Annotated in this window: 13 protein-coding genes and 2 pseudogenes; 9 read left to right on the top strand and 6 right to left on the bottom strand. The window is 57.3% G+C overall.

Annotated features, from left to right (window positions below; all coding sequences use genetic code 11):
* Positions 1-909: 909 nt before the first annotated feature.
* Positions 910-2,994 (bottom strand): helix-turn-helix transcriptional regulator, encoded by a 2,085-nt coding sequence (locus QA648_RS27760; RefSeq protein ID WP_283052004.1) that lies wholly within the window; start codon positions 2,992-2,994, stop codon positions 910-912.
* A gap of 436 nt (positions 2,995-3,430) precedes the next feature.
* Between QA648_RS27760 and QA648_RS27765 the strand changes: the two genes are divergently transcribed.
* Positions 3,431-3,805 (top strand): VOC family protein, encoded by a 375-nt coding sequence (locus QA648_RS27765; RefSeq protein WP_283052006.1) that lies wholly within the window; start codon positions 3,431-3,433, stop codon positions 3,803-3,805.
* Between the two features lie 326 nt (positions 3,806-4,131).
* Here the strand turns inward: QA648_RS27765 and QA648_RS27770 are convergent, their stop codons facing one another.
* From QA648_RS27770 to QA648_RS27780, 3 genes are read right to left on the bottom strand one after another with little or no spacing between them, the layout of a single operon-like run.
* Positions 4,132-4,542, bottom strand: a complete 411-nt coding sequence (locus tag QA648_RS27770; protein WP_283052007.1) for a DUF6527 family protein — start codon at positions 4,540-4,542, stop codon at positions 4,132-4,134.
* A complete protein-coding gene (locus QA648_RS27775) occupies positions 4,539-5,744 on the bottom strand; it encodes a ThiF family adenylyltransferase (RefSeq protein WP_283052009.1) in 1,206 nt (401 codons plus the stop codon). The genes QA648_RS27770 and QA648_RS27775 overlap by 4 nt, the downstream gene beginning before the upstream one ends.
* Positions 5,704-6,156 carry a multiubiquitin domain-containing protein gene (locus tag QA648_RS27780; RefSeq protein WP_283052010.1) on the bottom strand — a complete coding sequence of 151 codons (453 nt, stop codon included), beginning with the start codon at positions 6,154-6,156 and terminating at the stop codon, positions 5,704-5,706. The genes QA648_RS27775 and QA648_RS27780 overlap by 41 nt, the downstream gene beginning before the upstream one ends.
* 181 nt (positions 6,157-6,337) lie before the next feature.
* Between QA648_RS27780 and QA648_RS27785 the strand changes: the two genes are divergently transcribed.
* From QA648_RS27785 to QA648_RS27810, 6 genes and pseudogenes are all read left to right on the top strand, one after another.
* Positions 6,338-6,724 (top strand): helix-turn-helix transcriptional regulator, encoded by a 387-nt coding sequence (locus QA648_RS27785; RefSeq protein ID WP_283052012.1) that lies wholly within the window; start codon positions 6,338-6,340, stop codon positions 6,722-6,724.
* Positions 6,708-7,577, top strand: coding sequence for an ImmA/IrrE family metallo-endopeptidase (locus QA648_RS27790; RefSeq protein WP_283052014.1), 870 nt, complete (start codon positions 6,708-6,710; stop codon positions 7,575-7,577). The genes QA648_RS27785 and QA648_RS27790 overlap by 17 nt, the downstream gene beginning before the upstream one ends.
* A gap of 371 nt (positions 7,578-7,948) precedes the next feature.
* Positions 7,949-8,437: a type II toxin-antitoxin system antitoxin SocA domain-containing protein gene (locus QA648_RS27795; RefSeq protein WP_283052015.1), complete on the top strand. Its 489-nt coding sequence runs from the start codon at positions 7,949-7,951 to the stop codon at positions 8,435-8,437.
* 18 nt (positions 8,438-8,455) lie between these two features.
* The gene (locus QA648_RS27800; RefSeq protein WP_283052016.1) at positions 8,456-9,178 is read left to right on the top strand and encodes a hypothetical protein; all 723 of its coding nucleotides are present in this window, start codon (positions 8,456-8,458) and stop codon (positions 9,176-9,178) included.
* A gap of 439 nt (positions 9,179-9,617) precedes the next feature.
* Positions 9,618-9,809 (top strand): annotated as a pseudogene (locus tag QA648_RS27805) (hypothetical protein); the annotation flags it as partial.
* A 223-nt stretch (positions 9,810-10,032) separates the two neighbouring features.
* Positions 10,033-10,119 (top strand): annotated as a pseudogene (locus QA648_RS27810) (DUF6527 family protein); the annotation flags it as partial.
* 26 nt (positions 10,120-10,145) lie between these two features.
* Here QA648_RS27810 and QA648_RS27815 read toward each other — a convergent pair.
* Positions 10,146-11,189: an NAD(P)-dependent oxidoreductase gene (locus QA648_RS27815; RefSeq protein WP_283052018.1), complete on the bottom strand. Its 1,044-nt coding sequence runs from the start codon at positions 11,187-11,189 to the stop codon at positions 10,146-10,148.
* A gap of 306 nt (positions 11,190-11,495) precedes the next feature.
* Between QA648_RS27815 and QA648_RS27820 the strand changes: the two genes are divergently transcribed.
* Together QA648_RS27820 and QA648_RS27825 are read left to right on the top strand one after the other, a co-directional pair.
* Positions 11,496-12,833: an ISNCY family transposase gene (locus tag QA648_RS27820; protein WP_283046984.1), complete on the top strand. Its 1,338-nt coding sequence runs from the start codon at positions 11,496-11,498 to the stop codon at positions 12,831-12,833.
* Positions 12,834-13,168: 335 nt separating this feature from the next.
* The gene (locus QA648_RS27825; RefSeq protein WP_283046984.1) at positions 13,169-14,506 is read left to right on the top strand and encodes an ISNCY family transposase; all 1,338 of its coding nucleotides are present in this window, start codon (positions 13,169-13,171) and stop codon (positions 14,504-14,506) included.
* Positions 14,507-14,722: 216 nt separating this feature from the next.
* Here QA648_RS27825 and QA648_RS27830 read toward each other — a convergent pair whose 3' ends face one another.
* Positions 14,723-15,316, bottom strand: a complete 594-nt coding sequence (locus QA648_RS27830; protein WP_283052020.1) for a hypothetical protein — start codon at positions 15,314-15,316, stop codon at positions 14,723-14,725.
* Between the last annotated feature and the right edge of the window lie 695 nt (positions 15,317-16,011).

A 16,011-nucleotide genomic window follows, 5' to 3' on the forward strand; every position in this document is an offset into this window, starting at 1 on the left:
TCGCCCGGGGCCAATTGACAAAATGCCAAAAAAGTTTAAGGAACCGACTGCAGACGAAGGCGTTTGGGCACAGGGTGTTAACCTTACGTGGGTAGCATCCCTACCGCTTGACGCATTCGAGTCCAAATGCTCTAGTTGAAAAGGGGATAGGGCTCGGAATCGTCGCGTACGTATGATTGAGCAGAGAAAGGGTCACGATATGTCGGCTTTGATTTCAAAATCTCTCCGAAGCGAGGTTCTTACCTCCGCAAGGGAAAAGCGCGCGAGTGCCATCGAGACCTTGGTAGAAATGTATAGCGAACACGCTAAGGCAGCGGCCAAGCGCGCCAAACGGCCGTGGACGGAAGAGCTGGACAAGCGCATCCGTTCCCAGGTTGAGAAGCAGCTCGCTCTCTAATGTTCAAGGGCCCTACCGGGCCCTTTTTTGGTTTCCCACGTCAAAATCCATCCGATGCGACAATTTCGCCGCGAAAATGGGCCTACCCGTCCAGAGCGGCCCTCCCAATCTCTTCGTCACGACCACGAATGAGTGTCCTCCAGCGAGGGGTAAATCGCACTCCAAATTGGATGCTCCCTGAACCTCTGTTTGCCGAGGTAGCTCCCAAAAGGCCTGACTGCTGCGACCAGCGCTCGGACATCTGCATGCTCTCTTCACCAACCTTATCAGAACCTTCAGGAAGGCGTCGGGGTTCTGCCGAACAAAGAGCTGGTGAGTTTTCGTCTGCAGGATGCCAACGGTCAAGGCAGTGAAGGTCGAAGGCGTTACGATCATTGTCGGCAGCGCCAAGTTGATCAAGGTTAGTACCGTGTAGGATCCGGCAACCTTTCCCACGCGGGACTTAACAACTGGGCGTCGATATCGCAATGAAATGCACTCCATCCCGAACCCATCGTGTCTGGAACTCGCGATTACTCGTTCGCTACGCGGGTCGCCTCCAGCAAGCGGTTCAAGACCAATTCCGCCCATGCGTCAGCAAGGCGCGCATCGACCTTGTCGCGGGCCTCCGAGAGCTTCGGCGTTTCCTCGAACCAGGCCTGAACCATGTCGGCGATATCTTCGCGGTATCCGCGGCCACCGCCGTAGCGGGCCTCGAGGTTGGACCAGAATTCCGCAGATGCATCCAGATATGGCTTAAATGTGTTTCGACCGATCGTTTGAGCGCGCTGAAGGAATTCCTGACGCCAGTCACGGAGATCCTCGACCAGCGTCTCGAGAAGGCCGGTCATTTCGGGAATCGGCTTGAACTTCTCCTGCAGGCTCTCAAGACGCCCCGTGATTTTCATCACATAGTCGCTGGAACGGCGATTGGCGTCCGCGCGAACCCCGGCACCGACGAAGTGGTGGATTTCGAAATGCAACCAAGAACCCCTTCGCGTGATCGCAGCCGCGATCGAACTCGGATGGCCCGACTTGATCTGTTCGATAAGCGTCTGATGGGATGGCCGGACGCTTTTCGGCAGCTGACGGTAGGATTTAACCGCTGACTGCACTTCGGCCTCGATCGCCACGCGTGCCTGCTGGATGCGGGCGGCGTCGGCGTTGGATACGAGGTCATGCGAAAGGGCGACGAATCTTTGTAGGCGTTCGACCTGGTGGGCTCTCAGGGCACCCACACGGCCTTCGATTTCCTGCCATGCATATTGCGCCGAGCCGTCCATCGCGTTGAAGAAGACCGTCGGAACATGGCCGACGCCAGCTTCTGCCAAACTGTTATCGACCTGCGCGAGACGCAAAGCATAGCCCTGCTCCACAGAGTCGGCGGGTTCACCGCTATCGTCCACGACCTTCAATGCCTCGTCGCCGCGTGGCAGCACAAGGATCATCACGCGCTGGCGTTCGATGGCATCGGACCCTAGCTCGACCATGCTCTTCATGAGCTTCAGCGGATCCGAACCGGGAGCGTCGTTGAAGGTGCTGCAAAGGACAGTCAAAGTTCTCGGATCATTGTAGAGCTGCTGCAGATCGGCGCGCTCTGTCGTGACATGGATGCCCTTGGTGTCGATGATCGACAGGTCGTATTTTGACGGCCGCACGACGCCCGGCGGCACGAATACCACGACGCGCTGAGGCAACGAGAATCGGGGATGTTGTCCGAAGTTGATCTTCGTGATGTTTTCCGAAAGCCAGCGAAGGCCGTCCTCGTTAGTTTCGGACATGATCAGCTGCGTTTCCGTGCGCTCGCTGAGCTTCATCCGGTTGAAGATTTCTTCGGTGACATCGTCCTGGTTACCAAGGGCGGCCTCCAGCATGTCCTTGACCGGATCCAGAAGAGCCTTGATGTCCTTTGGGTCTCGCGACTTCTTAAGATCTGACATATTACGTATGGCGCGATCCAGTTCGCTCGAGACACCACCCTTGCCTTCGGCAATTGCCTGAACCATCTCGACCAACAGGAGACGGACCTCGTCAGACGACATCGGCTCGACAGCGATTCCATATGCCGGAGCTTTCCTGATCTGCACTTCGCTCGTGGTGGTACGACCACCCGTGGCCGGGAACACCGGTTGCGGCTGCCCCGTCTTCCCTACGATCGTCAGGTCCGTCAGGAGCGATAGGGCGGTAGTCTTGCCGACCCCCACCGCACCGACGAAAGCAAGCGAATGATCAAGTTCGCCCACGAATTCAGCGGAGATTTCGAGATTACTGCGGATCTGGCTCAGCGGGACCGAAAGCAGAGTGTCGTACTCTTCACTGCGTTCGAATTCCTCGAGTTTTTGCAACGCCTGCTCGGCCTCCCAGAGGGCGTCACGGTCAGGATGCTGGAAAGATGGACGGTTGGTGATCGTCCACGGCAACGCGTAATAGGCAAGGACGGCGCGCGCATCCTCCGTGTTGACCGCCTCCAGGTAACGCCGTGCCATCGTCTCGTCGGCATGTTCGCTTTTCTCAAGTTTTGAGACGACGCTCGCGCTCACCCCCAATCTCTCGGCGAGAACGGACTGCTTGATGCCCGCGCCTTCGCGGACGCGCTTGAGAACGATAGCCGGAATCATGGACTTGAACCTCCTGGTGGAGATCCTCTTTAGCGCTATAAAATCTTTCCTTCAATTTACTAGAAACATCTCAGGAAACTTTCCAAGAAACTTTCCCCGAAAATTTCACTACTGCGGATTTGCCTGGCCACGTCCTTGCGACGTTCGGCGCGAACCAGACCACAGAGCTGACGACCTTGCACGTTGACTCGGTGATGCCGGACAGAAATTTGACGATGTGCAGCTCCGCACTCAGCGGGCCGTGCGTCTCGGCGCAGGCGGGCTCCATCCGAGTCGCTTTAGCGCCAACACTGGACATTGCGGCCGGCGCCAAGCGTCCTATTCTGCGATGTGCAAAAGTCCGGAAAACAAGTGCGACGTTAGTTGGGAGTTTTGCGACTTACCCATGGCTAGGTTAGCCTAGACGGGACCATTGGGACTTTACTGGAGATGAAGCATGTTTACTCACGTCATGATTGGCAGCAACGATTTGGAGCGAGCCAGAAACTTCTACGACGCCACATTTGCTGCATTGGGGGGCGATCCCGGCGAGATGGATGCGAGAGGCAGGCTGATCTATGCCCACGAGGGCGGTCGGCTGATGATCACGAAACCGATCGACGGCAAGCCGGCCACCGCGGCTAACGGCGGGACTATTGGTATAGGCGCCGCGAGCCCCGACCATGTTCTCGCGTGGCATGCCGCCGGTACCGCGCACGGTGGCACTGCGATCGAGAGCACGCCTGCGGAGCGTCCAAACGGGTCATTCGTCGCATATCTTCGCGATCCTGACGGAAATAAATTGACCGCGCGGTCTCAGCCGACGAGATGAAATGGGTGACGAGGAGCGCCTAGTGGACAGCTTGATCGATGCTTAAGAGGCGAATAGGCGTGGAAACGTCGGCTTCGGGCAGACCTCCGTCATGGCTGCATCGCGCTGGAGCCGGACTTTATCCGCTACGGCATGATCATCCGCGATCCGCCCCAATGTCGATGTCCCTTATTCGGGTATCGAGAGGTCAGGCCTCATCAATCCGCTCGTCGCGTATGCAATGACTGCAGACCGAGGCAATCGCGCCTCATGGCGTGCCTCCTCTGTCTGCGCCATCCGACACGAGCACAACAGGCAGGCTGATCTCGGCCTGCCTGTTGCGAGGGCTACCGCGGCGGCCCAAAGGAAGTGAGCCAGGTCCAGACGCGGCTCAGTGCAGCCAGTATACGCTGCACGAAGGATAGACGCCTGGGATCGCTCTGCGCGTGACGTGCGATCTGCTCGCGCATCACCGCTGTCGACATGGCGGGATCGAAGGCGCGCAGCCATTCAACCTCTCCTGCCGTAATGAAGTAATGCGAATTGCAGGGCGCATCGCAGACGGCGATCGAAGGGCGCACCGTCGCCATACCGCCTTGTTCCGTGACCTGGTGGCTGTCGGGCACGAGCAACGAGACACGATGACCGCAGCCGCAAGCGCACAGCAAGGCCCCGATCTCGAACTCCTCGCTGTGATAGACGACGCCTGGCATCAAAGGCTTGGGCATGCGTTCGACAGCTTCATAGCGAAATCTCATCTAGGTTCCCCTGCCCGGTCCATTTCGAACGTCACGGTATCAAAGATCGTGGCAGTCGCAGGACTCTCTCGGTCTAGCAGTCCGAAATGTTGCTTGAACCGGATCACGGCCATGTTGGCATTCAGCGCATTGAGTTCAGGAATCTGCGCCTGCTTGCGGTATTCGTCAGCTTTCGCGTTCTCGACCGGCAGACGCACCGTGCCCCGATTGTTGTCGAAGGCTTCTCGGTCGGTGCCCGTGATGCGCACAAAGCCACTGAGCCCGACGGCCGAGCGGTTCAGGCCCATGCCGCAATCGACGAAGGGAATGTCATTCGCACTTAACCAATCCACGATAAGCAGGCGCGCGGACCCCTCATCGACCGAGACGAAAACGAAATCGAATTCGCGGAGGCGCATGACATTGTCGGCGGTTATGCGTTCGGCGACCGGCACAATGCCTGCATGCCATTGATCATAATGTGTGGCCAGTGCCTCGACCTTAAGCTTGCCGATGGCGCCGGAAATAAAACCCGGCCATCGGAAGATCGTATGGAGATGGACCTTGTCATCATCGAACAGTGCGATCTGCTCGAGATGGGTACGTGCTACGGAATCGAGAATGAAGGCGCCTGTTCCCCCAAGGCCGACGATAGCAACTTTCTTGCCGCGCAAGAGCGCCGAAAGATCATTAAGATGATAGCGCGCGGACATGGTGTCGGGAAAGCGCAATGGCGAACCCTGGGCAGCGGCCTTGACGGCGATGGCGCGCAAGGGCGTTGCGTTCGGATAGGCATTGATTGCCGGCGTCGTGATCGTATCGATGTAGGTCCGCACCTTTTCCTCGAACGACTGGTACGGACGCAGCACGCCTTGATCATCCATCAGCTTGTACGAAAACGAGCTCGTCGTGATCAAATCCGGCGTCACGGTGACGGCACCGTCGCCGCCGCCAAGTCGAAGCGCGCGCCCCTGCTGGTCGTGCGGCCTGACGCCCCGCCACCATGCCTGATGATTTTTCGTAGGCGGACCGATGACCGCCCCGTCTAGGTCGAGCGGGCTCGCCCAGTCACCATACCGAAGCCCGCCTTGGCCATCGAGATAAGGCAGGCCGTAGATCACGAGATACCCGCCGACAAAGTCGATCAGATATCCGGTCTCATCCAGATCCCTAAGGAAGGGATTATGATTCACCAGTTCCGGCAACCCGAAAGCGCATTCCATCTTTCACCTTCACTTTCTGACCGGGTGCGAGCGTGCCACTTGGATTCTCAACCGGACCGTGGGAGTATTTAACAAGATACTCGTTTGAGGGCTTGCCGCCCTGCCCGAGATAGAGATCGACCACGCGGGCGTATGTGATCTCTTCGGTGTCGATCTCGTGGTCATCGCCATTAACCAGAATGTCGAAGACCTTCTGACTATAGAAATGCTGATTCTGGGTCAGATAGATCAGCGTCTCATCGTGCGAAATAGCCTCGTCTTCCTCGTCGCCAGCGATCTCGCGGTAGAGCTTTTCGCGCTTCGGGATTTCAGCAAGCGCATAGAGCGCTTCGCCCGTCGTCGGGTTGGGTGACTCGATCGCCACACGGTTGATATGGATGCGCACGATGTGCGCCGCGGCAATGTCCAGCATGGTTCATGTCCTTTCCCGCCTCTGGCGGTGCTTGCGTTTCGCCCCGGCCGGTGGCATCTTGGTGTCCGACCAGACAACAGATAGGGCCCTAAAAAGGCCCTGGTCTAGTTCATGAAGATCAGAGCCCGTTGTCCACGCAGACAACAATGGGGTATCACATAGAATTTGTCAAGGAGTGCGAATGCCGGAAACAGCTTTGGGCGTGTGGTTGAAAGGCCTGAGGGAAGAAAAAAAGCTGAGCCTAAGGGATCTCGGCCAGCGCTGCGAGGTCGATCACGCCTACATTTACCGACTTGAAACGGGCGTTAAGGAAGCCCCGTCGGAAGACGTTCTGGAAAAGCTTGCAAAGGCGCTGTCAGCCTCAGAGCGCGATCGCGACATTCTGCACCAACTCGCGCGCCAGACGAACATCGATCCGAATATCCTGGAATTTGTCCGTAAGGACCAAAGCATCAGCGCCGATGAGCTGCAGATGCTGTCCACCGTTGTGAATCGCGGCGCGCGGGCGGATTACGCAACCTCACTCGCGCGTATCAGGCGCATGATGATGGATGACGATGATGGATGAGCTGTCAGTTGTTTCGGAAGCACGGGCGTTTATCAGCAAATGCGGCCCTCCTGCACAGCCGGTCTCGGTCGAGACTTACGCGGCAGCAATTGGCGGCAGGATCAAAAAGGAAGCCTTGAACGACGGCGAAGATGGCTGGTCGTTCAAGACGCCTAAGGGAAAGTACAATATCTGCGTGAACTGCAATCAGAATGGCAGACGTCAGCGGTTTACCGTCTGCCACGAGATCGCCCACGCGGTTCTAGACATCGCTCCCGATCACAGCCAGCCAAGCTGGAGTTTCAGCAAGCGACCCCAAGGCGAGGTTTTCTGCGACATTTTCGCCGCCGAGCTACTCCTGCCTTATAAGCTCTTCAAGCCGCAGGTTGACACGGCGGAAATGGGCATGGCGGCCGTCGGCACTCTGGCCGATGATTTCGACGCCTCGCTTCTTGCGACCGGCTCGCGTTTTGCAACCTTCTCGAAAAATCTCTGTGCGTTCGTCGTTTCCGAAGGCGGCAAGGTTCGCTACAGCGCCCGCTCGGCAAGTCTGCGTCAGGCCAAGGGCTGGATCAGGCCCGGATCGCTCCTGCCTGAGGGTTCCTACAGCGCGCGCGCACGAGCGGGCGAGAGGCCGTCAGGACCCGAAGAAGCCGAGGCCGATGAATGGTTCGAAGACTGGGACCGCGATGGCGGTCTCTTCGAAGACGTCCTGTATGTCAGTCAATGGGATCAGACGATGACGCTACTGTGGTGCGAGGAGGACGATGCTCCGCCCGTGCGTCTTGAGCGCAAGCAGTGGGAAGAACAGACCTACGGCCTGCGTGAGCTTGACGGTGATCTGCCCTGGCCGGGCCCCAAGAAGCGACGTTAGGTTAGGCCTGAATTTGTTAGACCGTCGTATCGGCTGGATCACCCCCAGCGTCCGACAGGGGTCATTTCCAGACACAATGCGCTCCAATTCGAGGGACCGTTGTCGTTTTTTTCGAAAGAAAAAGCTGCCGGTCGCTTCGCGTCCCGATGCCGTCAATCGGCGCGGCGATCGACGCCGCCGAGGACGAGGCGACCGCGAGGGTGGTGATGCCAGCATGGTCTTTTCTACCCTCATAAACGCCCGCGGTTGTCGGAAGCTTGCGCTCCGACCGGCGTGGCAATAAACTCCAAAGTTTCCTGGGCGTTGCCGCCGTTAAGATCACTTTAAACCCCGGCTTGTACCCTGCTAGGGCTGGAGAATGGGCAGAACACATGTTTGACGCGCGGCTGATTGCCAACGAAATACTTCACCGAGCATGGGCGGAACAGTTGGAGGTCACGCAGATCGACGTACAGAAAATTCTCTATTTTTTGCACGGTCATCATCTCCTCGAACATCGCCAACCACTCATCAGATCCGAATTCGAGGCTTGGGATTTTGGACCAGTACAGCGGTCTGTATATGACGCCTTCAAGGGATTCGGAGACCAGCCAATCACTGAACTTTCGCAGAAGTTGGACCCGGTGAAACGCCTCACCTCGCCATTTCCAAAGTTGGTGGACAATGCCGCGGTGGCAACCATAGAACGGCATCTTTATAAGTATTTGGAAATTCCCAGCTTTGCCCTTGTGAATATGACCCATCAACCGGGTACGCCGTGGTCGCGGACTATAGAGGCCGCCAAATCCCATGTTAACGTCGGGATGCGAATCAAAAATAATCTGATTTCCTCTTATTTTGAGGGTCTGCAGGCCGCTTAGAGGTGTTCTTTGGGGAAAATGAAGCGCAAGGCTGTTGGCCTTCTCAATCGCATTCAGTTCATCGATCTTGCGCAAGCTGTCACTGTTTCCCGGCCTTCCCGCAAAGAATGGCTTCGGAAGTATCTCCATCGCGCTGTCGGCGGAGGAAAGTTTCCCAGCTATCGCCATTTCCGCAACGCTATACCCTCAATCTATGGAGCGACGCGCGGTCTCGATCTGTCTCCGTCCGTAGATCGTAAATCGCTGGAAAAGCACATACGGATTGCCTGTAATGGCGTGGACGAGGACATCAACGTTGATGCCGCCCTGACGCTTTTCGACTTGGTTCGTCCCCTGCAGTATCTGGCCTACGATCATCCGCCGCGAAATCTGCCTCTTGGCCTGAAGAGAACGGCGGCAATCGGTCTGGACCTCTATCTGGTGAAAAACGAGACGCCAATTTTCCAGTTTCCCTTTCCGAGAAGGGAAAGGCTGGATGATCACACGATCACGATCTTGCTTTCCATCATTCATCACGCATATTCGACCGACGACTTCGAAGAGGCACGGGTTGAATTGGCCGATCTAAGTTGCGATTTTGAAACGTCCGAGAGTCGCCGCGAGAAATTGCCAAGGGTTCGATGCCCGAGGATCGTACGACTTCCCAAGGAAAGCCTGATCTCGATGGATGATCTCGCACCTGAGATACAGAGCGTCCACGACCTCCTGCTTGAACTGGGCGATGAACCCGAGCCAACATAGGAATTGGCTGTATCCGCAATAAATGGAGAAGCGCAGTCGCGGTCAGGCTTGTCTCCGCAGAGGGCAGGACCGCACAGATCGAGATCGATGCTGTCTTGTGGACGATCTGTCGCAACCAGCTTGGCTGGATCGATATTTTAGGTACGACGGACCAGCAAGGTTTGCCAATCCATGAGGGCGGCTAGTCTCCGATGAAAGGCCTCCGGCAGCGGAACCGGGCATCCGTGCTGTTCACAGGGATCGGCAACGCTGCAGCGCAGGAGACCGAATATCATTTGGAGTTATTTTCGCCTGGGCCCCGAAAGCAGCCACTTATGGGCACCGTTTATAAGCATTTATGATCTCCGTCGCAGACAGAACGCGAAAATTGTCGATTTATTCAACCTTCTCTCTTCGCGTCAGGGTATCTCGCAAAACGTATGGCAACAGGCCTGACCTGATGCCGGGAGCGGAGGCCGTCCACCACATCAGGTCAGTATTTGGTCGCGACTCGCTTCTTTTTCGAATAAAATGCATCGAGAGCGCTAATGATAAGCTCAGAGACCGGCGGGCGGTGGCGCGTTATGCTGGCTTGACAGACTCCCCCGACGAGAGCGGATCGAAACGACGCGAGAAGGGGTTGGGGAAAGCAGGCAATGCCCGGGTGCGACGCGGGCTGATGCAGTTGGCGTGGCGCTTCCTAAGATTCCAAGGAAATTGCGAATTAACGCGATGGTACCAGGCACGAGCGGCACAAGGTGCCGGCAAGACGACGATGATCGTGGCGCTCGCACGCAAATTGCTCATCGCGCTCTGGCGATTGGTTACCGTCGGCGGGGTCCGCGCAGGGAGATCAGCGTCAACGAGGCCGGCAACTATCGCCGCATCCGTCGGTCTGGCGGAAGACGGGATGCCATTTTCATTTCTGCGTTCGAGAAGGTCGAATCCTTTGGTGCGAGTAGTCAGCCGTCTCAAGCATTCCCTGCGTTTACAGGAAGTGCTCGATCCAGATTTCTGCAACCTCGCCACGGGACTTTTTATCGAGTTCGGCAAGGCTTTCCTCTGCGAGGGGAACCTCGCCTTCGATCAACTTTTTAATGGCGTAGAGCTTTTCGCCTTCGATAAGCTGAATGGCGGGACCGATGACGGCGCCATGGATGAAATTTGCGGCATTGCCGTCGGCGATTAGGAAGAAGTGGCGCCCGCTCTCTCGGTTCTCTTCGTAGCGAATGTAATTCTTCTCAATCTCTATCCTGCGATAGCCTCGCGAAAGGCTGCCTAGGTCGAACTCGTCGTCCGCCGAGGTGACGCTGGCCACTACGCATCCCGATTGCAGCATGCCGAACCCCCTCAGGTCCAGCGACTTGTTCCCGGTGGCGCAGACGACGAGAGATGCCTGCCCAATCGCCTGGTCCAGCCTTGTATTGGCCTGGAAGCCGCGTGCGGCAGCCTCGGCGAGTTTGATGGGATCGGAATCGTAAACGACCGTGTTGATTCCTCTGCTTCGGAGGATGCTTGCGACCGATCGCCCAACGCGGCCGTAGCCGATTACGGCGGCCGTTCGGGTCTGCAGAATTTCGGCTTGGCCGCGGAGAACTGCCTCGATCGAGAATACGACGCTTGAGGCGACGAGGTGGTCCTCCGGTAGTTTTAGCGGACTTCTGGCGACAGTGATGACAGGTACGGAAATGGGCAAGTGCGCTTCATACTTCTGGACGCCGTTTTCGGTGCCTTCCATCACGCCAAATATCTTACCATCGAAGAGTCTGGCGATCTCGTTTATCGAGGGGGCAAAGTAGCCGCCGATGTCGACTAGGACTACCGGCTTGCGTGAAAGGCCCAGCTTTTTCAGTTCACTTACGACGGCGGCGGGATCAGCCGCCCATTCACGAGAAAGAGTCGGCGTTGGAAACCTTGCAGCGATCTCGTCGTACTCGGCTCGTTCGACCGATTTCGGCTTCGCCAGCACGGCACTTACGTTCATCAGCTTGTCAAGTGCTTCGGGAACGAACAGGACTGTATTCGGGACCATGTGGGCCACTGCTACACAGTAGACGTCCGGCTCGGATCCGAGAAGGCTCACAAGGTGCGAGAAGAACGCGGTTGCCCTTCTCGCACCTGCTGATTTTTCATGGGTAGATCGTGTTACGTGTCGACGCCCATCTTCCTGCTCCCTTTTCGTCCTTCTACTACTAGCTAGTTTCCGTCCACAAACGACAACTTATTGATATTATTACGTGAATCTGAATTTTGCGCGGGTAAGGCCCGGCGGTTTCAGGTATACTTTGGGCTCATGCCACTGATTCCGAAGCACAATCTGCAACCGCCGGAGCCGACAATGCGCCAAGAACGCACCGTCCAAGCCAGTATATTCGATGTTTTCGCTACGCACGAGATCGGCCACGAACTGAAGGCGATGTCGCAGTGGCTGGACGAGCATCACGATCTGTTTGGCTTGGTGGGTCGGGATCTGGGTCGGCACGGTGTCAAGCCCACCGGACGGCAAGGGCTGCCGGCCGAGGCAGTGCTGCGTTGCGCATTGCTCAAGCAATACCGGCAGCTGAGCTACCAGGAACTGGCGTTCCATCTCGAGGACTCCGCATCGTTTCGGGCCTTTGCGCGTCTGCCGTGGTCATGGAGCCCGCAAAAGTCAGTGCTGCAAAAGACGATCAGCGCGATCCGACCCGAGACCTGGGAAGCGATCAATCGGGCGCTGCTGTCGAGCGCTCGGCAGGCGAAGCTGGAGGACGGCACGGTCGTGCGGCTGGACAGTACAGTGACCTCAGCACTCATACACGAACCGAGCGACAGCAGCCTGCTGTGGGATGCCGTGCGGGTCATGGTGCGCCTGCTGAAGAAGGCAGATACCTTGGTCGGCGCCGGCCTGGCATGGCGCGATCATTGCCGCGCGGCCAAGAAGCGTGCCCGCAAAATCCAGTTCACACGCGGTCAGCCCAATCGGGCCCGGCTCTACCGTGAGCTGATCGCGATCGCCCGCGCGACCTTGGCATATCTGAAGCAGGCAACCGAGCGACTGGGCGTGGCGAGCAATCCGCTCGTCCAACTCTGGCAGGCCCAGGTTTGCCGCTATCGACCGCTGATCGAACGCATCATCAAACAGAGCGAGCGGCGAGTACTGGCGGGAGAGAAGCTGCCGGCGGGCGAGAAGCTGGTAAGCCTGTTCGAACCCCATGCCGATATCATCGTCAAAGGTAGCCGCGAGACCGAATACGGCCACAAGCTCAACCTGACCACCGGCAGAAGCGGCATGATCCTCGATCTCGTGATCGAGGCGGGTAATCCGCCCGACAGCGAGCGGCTGCTGCCAATGCTGGAGCGCCACATCGCCGTCTATGGACACGCGCCGCGGCAGGCGGCGGCCGACGGCGGCTTTGCCAGTCGCGGCAACCTGGCCACAGCCAAGACCTGGGGCGTTCGCGACATGGCATTCCACAAAAAAGCTGGCCTCAAGGTCGAGGACATGGTCAGAAGCAATTGGGTCTATCGCAAGCTGCGCAACTTCCGCGCCGGTATCGAAGCCGGAATATCATGCCTCAAGCGTGCCTACGGCTTGGCACGCTGCACCTGGCGGGGCCTTGACCACTTCAAGACCTACGTCTGGTCCTCCGTTGTGGCTTACAACCTCGTCCTCTTCACCCGCCTCAAACCGACCTGAACTCCGACTAGCTTTTGGAATTACGCCGTCGCTACCAATGCCGGCCTTCATGGCGTACGCCTCAGCGCCGCCAACTGTATACTGTCCAACAACAAGCGCCCATGATCCTGTCGGTCGCCCTAAACTACTCTCTCCTCCAAGCACAAGCCCTTGTAAACGCGCCGAAATACGTATGTTTGTGGACGGAAACTAGCTAGTTTCCGTCCACAAACGACAACTTATTGATATTATTACGTGAATCTGAATTTTGCGCGGGTAAGGCCCGGCGGTTTCAGGTATACTTTGGGCTCATGCCACTGATTCCGAAGCACAATCTGCAACCGCCGGAGCCGACAATGCGCCAAGAACGCACCGTCCAAGCCAGTATATTCGATGTTTTCGCTACGCACGAGATCGGCCACGAACTGAAGGCGATGTCGCAGTGGCTGGACGAGCATCACGATCTGTTTGGCTTGGTGGGTCGGGATCTGGGTCGGCACGGTGTCAAGCCCACCGGACGGCAAGGGCTGCCGGCCGAGGCAGTGCTGCGTTGCGCATTGCTCAAGCAATACCGGCAGCTGAGCTACCAGGAACTGGCGTTCCATCTCGAGGACTCCGCATCGTTTCGGGCCTTTGCGCGTCTGCCGTGGTCATGGAGCCCGCAAAAGTCAGTGCTGCAAAAGACGATCAGCGCGATCCGACCCGAGACCTGGGAAGCGATCAATCGGGCGCTGCTGTCGAGCGCTCGGCAGGCGAAGCTGGAGGACGGCACGGTCGTGCGGCTGGACAGTACAGTGACCTCAGCACTCATACACGAACCGAGCGACAGCAGCCTGCTGTGGGATGCCGTGCGGGTCATGGTGCGCCTGCTGAAGAAGGCAGATACCTTGGTCGGCGCCGGCCTGGCATGGCGCGATCATTGCCGCGCGGCCAAGAAGCGTGCCCGCAAAATCCAGTTCACACGCGGTCAGCCCAATCGGGCCCGGCTCTACCGTGAGCTGATCGCGATCGCCCGCGCGACCTTGGCATATCTGAAGCAGGCAACCGAGCGACTGGGCGTGGCGAGCAATCCGCTCGTCCAACTCTGGCAGGCCCAGGTTTGCCGCTATCGACCGCTGATCGAACGCATCATCAAACAGAGCGAGCGGCGAGTACTGGCGGGAGAGAAGCTGCCGGCGGGCGAGAAGCTGGTAAGCCTGTTCGAACCCCATGCCGATATCATCGTCAAAGGTAGCCGCGAGACCGAATACGGCCACAAGCTCAACCTGACCACCGGCAGAAGCGGCATGATCCTCGATCTCGTGATCGAGGCGGGTAATCCGCCCGACAGCGAGCGGCTGCTGCCAATGCTGGAGCGCCACATCGCCGTCTATGGACACGCGCCGCGGCAGGCGGCGGCCGACGGCGGCTTTGCCAGTCGCGGCAACCTGGCCACAGCCAAGACCTGGGGCGTTCGCGACATGGCATTCCACAAAAAAGCTGGCCTCAAGGTCGAGGACATGGTCAGAAGCAATTGGGTCTATCGCAAGCTGCGCAACTTCCGCGCCGGTATCGAAGCCGGAATATCATGCCTCAAGCGTGCCTACGGCTTGGCACGCTGCACCTGGCGGGGCCTTGACCACTTCAAGACCTACGTCTGGTCCTCCGTTGTGGCTTACAACCTCGTCCTCTTCACCCGCCTCAAACCGACCTGAACTCCGACTAGCTTTTGGAATTACGCCGTCGCTACCAATGCCGGCCTTCATGGCGTACGCCTCAGCGCCGCCAACTGTATACTGTCCAACAACAAGCGCCCATGATCCTGTCGGTCGCCCTAAACTACTCTCTCCTCCAAGCACAAGCCCTTGTAAACGCGCCGAAATACGTATGTTTGTGGACGGAAACTAGCTAGTGCGGACTTCACACTTTGTCTACGTTTCATAGTGGGTCCATTCAAGCTTGTGCCCGAAGTTTCCACTATTCGGGTTAACGATTATTGCCTCGAACTCAAGCCGGCCGTCGTCCAATTCTTTCGGTTCAACCTTGCTCGAGACAAGTATCTTTTCCGTATCGTGTGTGAATTGACGGAAGTTCACCTCGAGGCCACGCCAGTTTGGCACCGTTAGCTTCAACGTGATCTCCCCGCGCACTTGCGACGACGGGCGCACCTGAAGCATCGGTTTGAACGTGCCTCTCAAATCTTTCATCCTGTGACGAAAATGCACTGTCGTCTGCTCACAAGGTCTAAGCGTTCTTCCTAGATCGACTACAAGGATTCGCGCGTTTCCCTCTACAATAAGGGGACCATGAATCCTGTGCTGCGGGAAGCCCCAATTGTCGATTTCAGAGACAACTTCGGGAAGTGTCTCGCGTTCGGCGCCCGAACCAGTCCAAAAGTAATCGTGATGGAAGAAGCGGCTCGGCACGGTCGCTTCAAGCAGGAAACTGTGTTCGGAGCGAAAGGTCATCGAGGCGCGGTCTATGACCTCGAGGTGATGATCAGCTTTGCAAAAGAGGAAGGACATAAAGGTGCGTATCCGAAAGCAACTGCTCCTGATTACAGGCGATTCGGGAATTTTTCAACGCCACCTACACGGAGAAGTGGTCGCTATGACGTTTTCTAAAGAAGTCTCCGATATTCCGTCGGAATAAGTGCGGAGCAGTTTAGCCCCTTGCAATCCGCATTGATATGCAATGCGGGCCAAGTTCAGATTGAGCCGCCGTGGCACAGCGATAAATCTGTTCGGATACAGCCTGGGGGTCGGATTCAAACATTTATGTCCGTCGAACCGATGAATTCCTCGGAGGCGCGTGCAAACGTGAGTTTGACTGGCAGCTATGGGGATCGCTGCTGAACATGGAAACTGCAAGTTCCAACAAGTTGCCGCGATGAAACCCCTATTCCTTGCTGAGTTCGGCGAGCTTTGGGTCGTAGATGCGCTCGAATTCCAAAAACATAGCCACGGTGAAGCGGAGGTTCGTGAGTCCGTCACCAGAAACGTCCGTTACTTGGCGATTCGGCGAGAATTCTGAGAGAAGAGTGATTTTTGACATCGCCTGGAAACGTCAAACATCAGCCGGTGCGCAAAACGATTGCGTACCTTATTATTTGACCTTAGCGTACTGGCAAGCTCGTCGTCGACGATGCGGTGGGCTTGGCACAATGAGAGCTTGTCTGCGAACGTTTTGTGTCACCTGCCAGGTAGAAGATCGCGAATTC

Source organism: Rhizobium sp. CB3171 (assembly GCF_029714265.1).
Lineage (GTDB): Bacteria > Pseudomonadota > Alphaproteobacteria > Rhizobiales > Rhizobiaceae > Rhizobium.

Excerpts from the sequence above, each read along its gene's own strand:
- QA648_RS27760 (WP_283052004.1), bottom strand. The coding sequence starts at position 2,994 with ATGATTCCGGCTATCGTTCTCAAGCGCGTCCGCGAAGGCGCGGGCATC.
- QA648_RS27765 (WP_283052006.1), top strand. The coding sequence starts at position 3,431 with ATGTTTACTCACGTCATGATTGGCAGCAACGATTTGGAGCGAGCCAGA.
- QA648_RS27770 (WP_283052007.1), bottom strand. The coding sequence starts at position 4,542 with ATGAGATTTCGCTATGAAGCTGTCGAACGCATGCCCAAGCCTTTGATG.
- QA648_RS27775 (WP_283052009.1), bottom strand. The coding sequence starts at position 5,744 with ATGGAATGCGCTTTCGGGTTGCCGGAACTGGTGAATCATAATCCCTTC.
- QA648_RS27780 (WP_283052010.1), bottom strand. The coding sequence starts at position 6,156 with ATGCTGGACATTGCCGCGGCGCACATCGTGCGCATCCATATCAACCGT.
- QA648_RS27785 (WP_283052012.1), top strand. The coding sequence starts at position 6,338 with ATGCCGGAAACAGCTTTGGGCGTGTGGTTGAAAGGCCTGAGGGAAGAA.
- QA648_RS27790 (WP_283052014.1), top strand. The coding sequence starts at position 6,708 with ATGACGATGATGGATGAGCTGTCAGTTGTTTCGGAAGCACGGGCGTTT.
- QA648_RS27795 (WP_283052015.1), top strand. The coding sequence starts at position 7,949 with ATGTTTGACGCGCGGCTGATTGCCAACGAAATACTTCACCGAGCATGG.
- QA648_RS27800 (WP_283052016.1), top strand. The coding sequence starts at position 8,456 with ATGAAGCGCAAGGCTGTTGGCCTTCTCAATCGCATTCAGTTCATCGAT.
- QA648_RS27815 (WP_283052018.1), bottom strand. The coding sequence starts at position 11,189 with ATGGTCCCGAATACAGTCCTGTTCGTTCCCGAAGCACTTGACAAGCTG.
- QA648_RS27820 (WP_283046984.1), top strand. The coding sequence starts at position 11,496 with ATGCGCCAAGAACGCACCGTCCAAGCCAGTATATTCGATGTTTTCGCT.
- QA648_RS27825 (WP_283046984.1), top strand. The coding sequence starts at position 13,169 with ATGCGCCAAGAACGCACCGTCCAAGCCAGTATATTCGATGTTTTCGCT.
- QA648_RS27830 (WP_283052020.1), bottom strand. The coding sequence starts at position 15,316 with ATGTCCTTCCTCTTTTGCAAAGCTGATCATCACCTCGAGGTCATAGAC.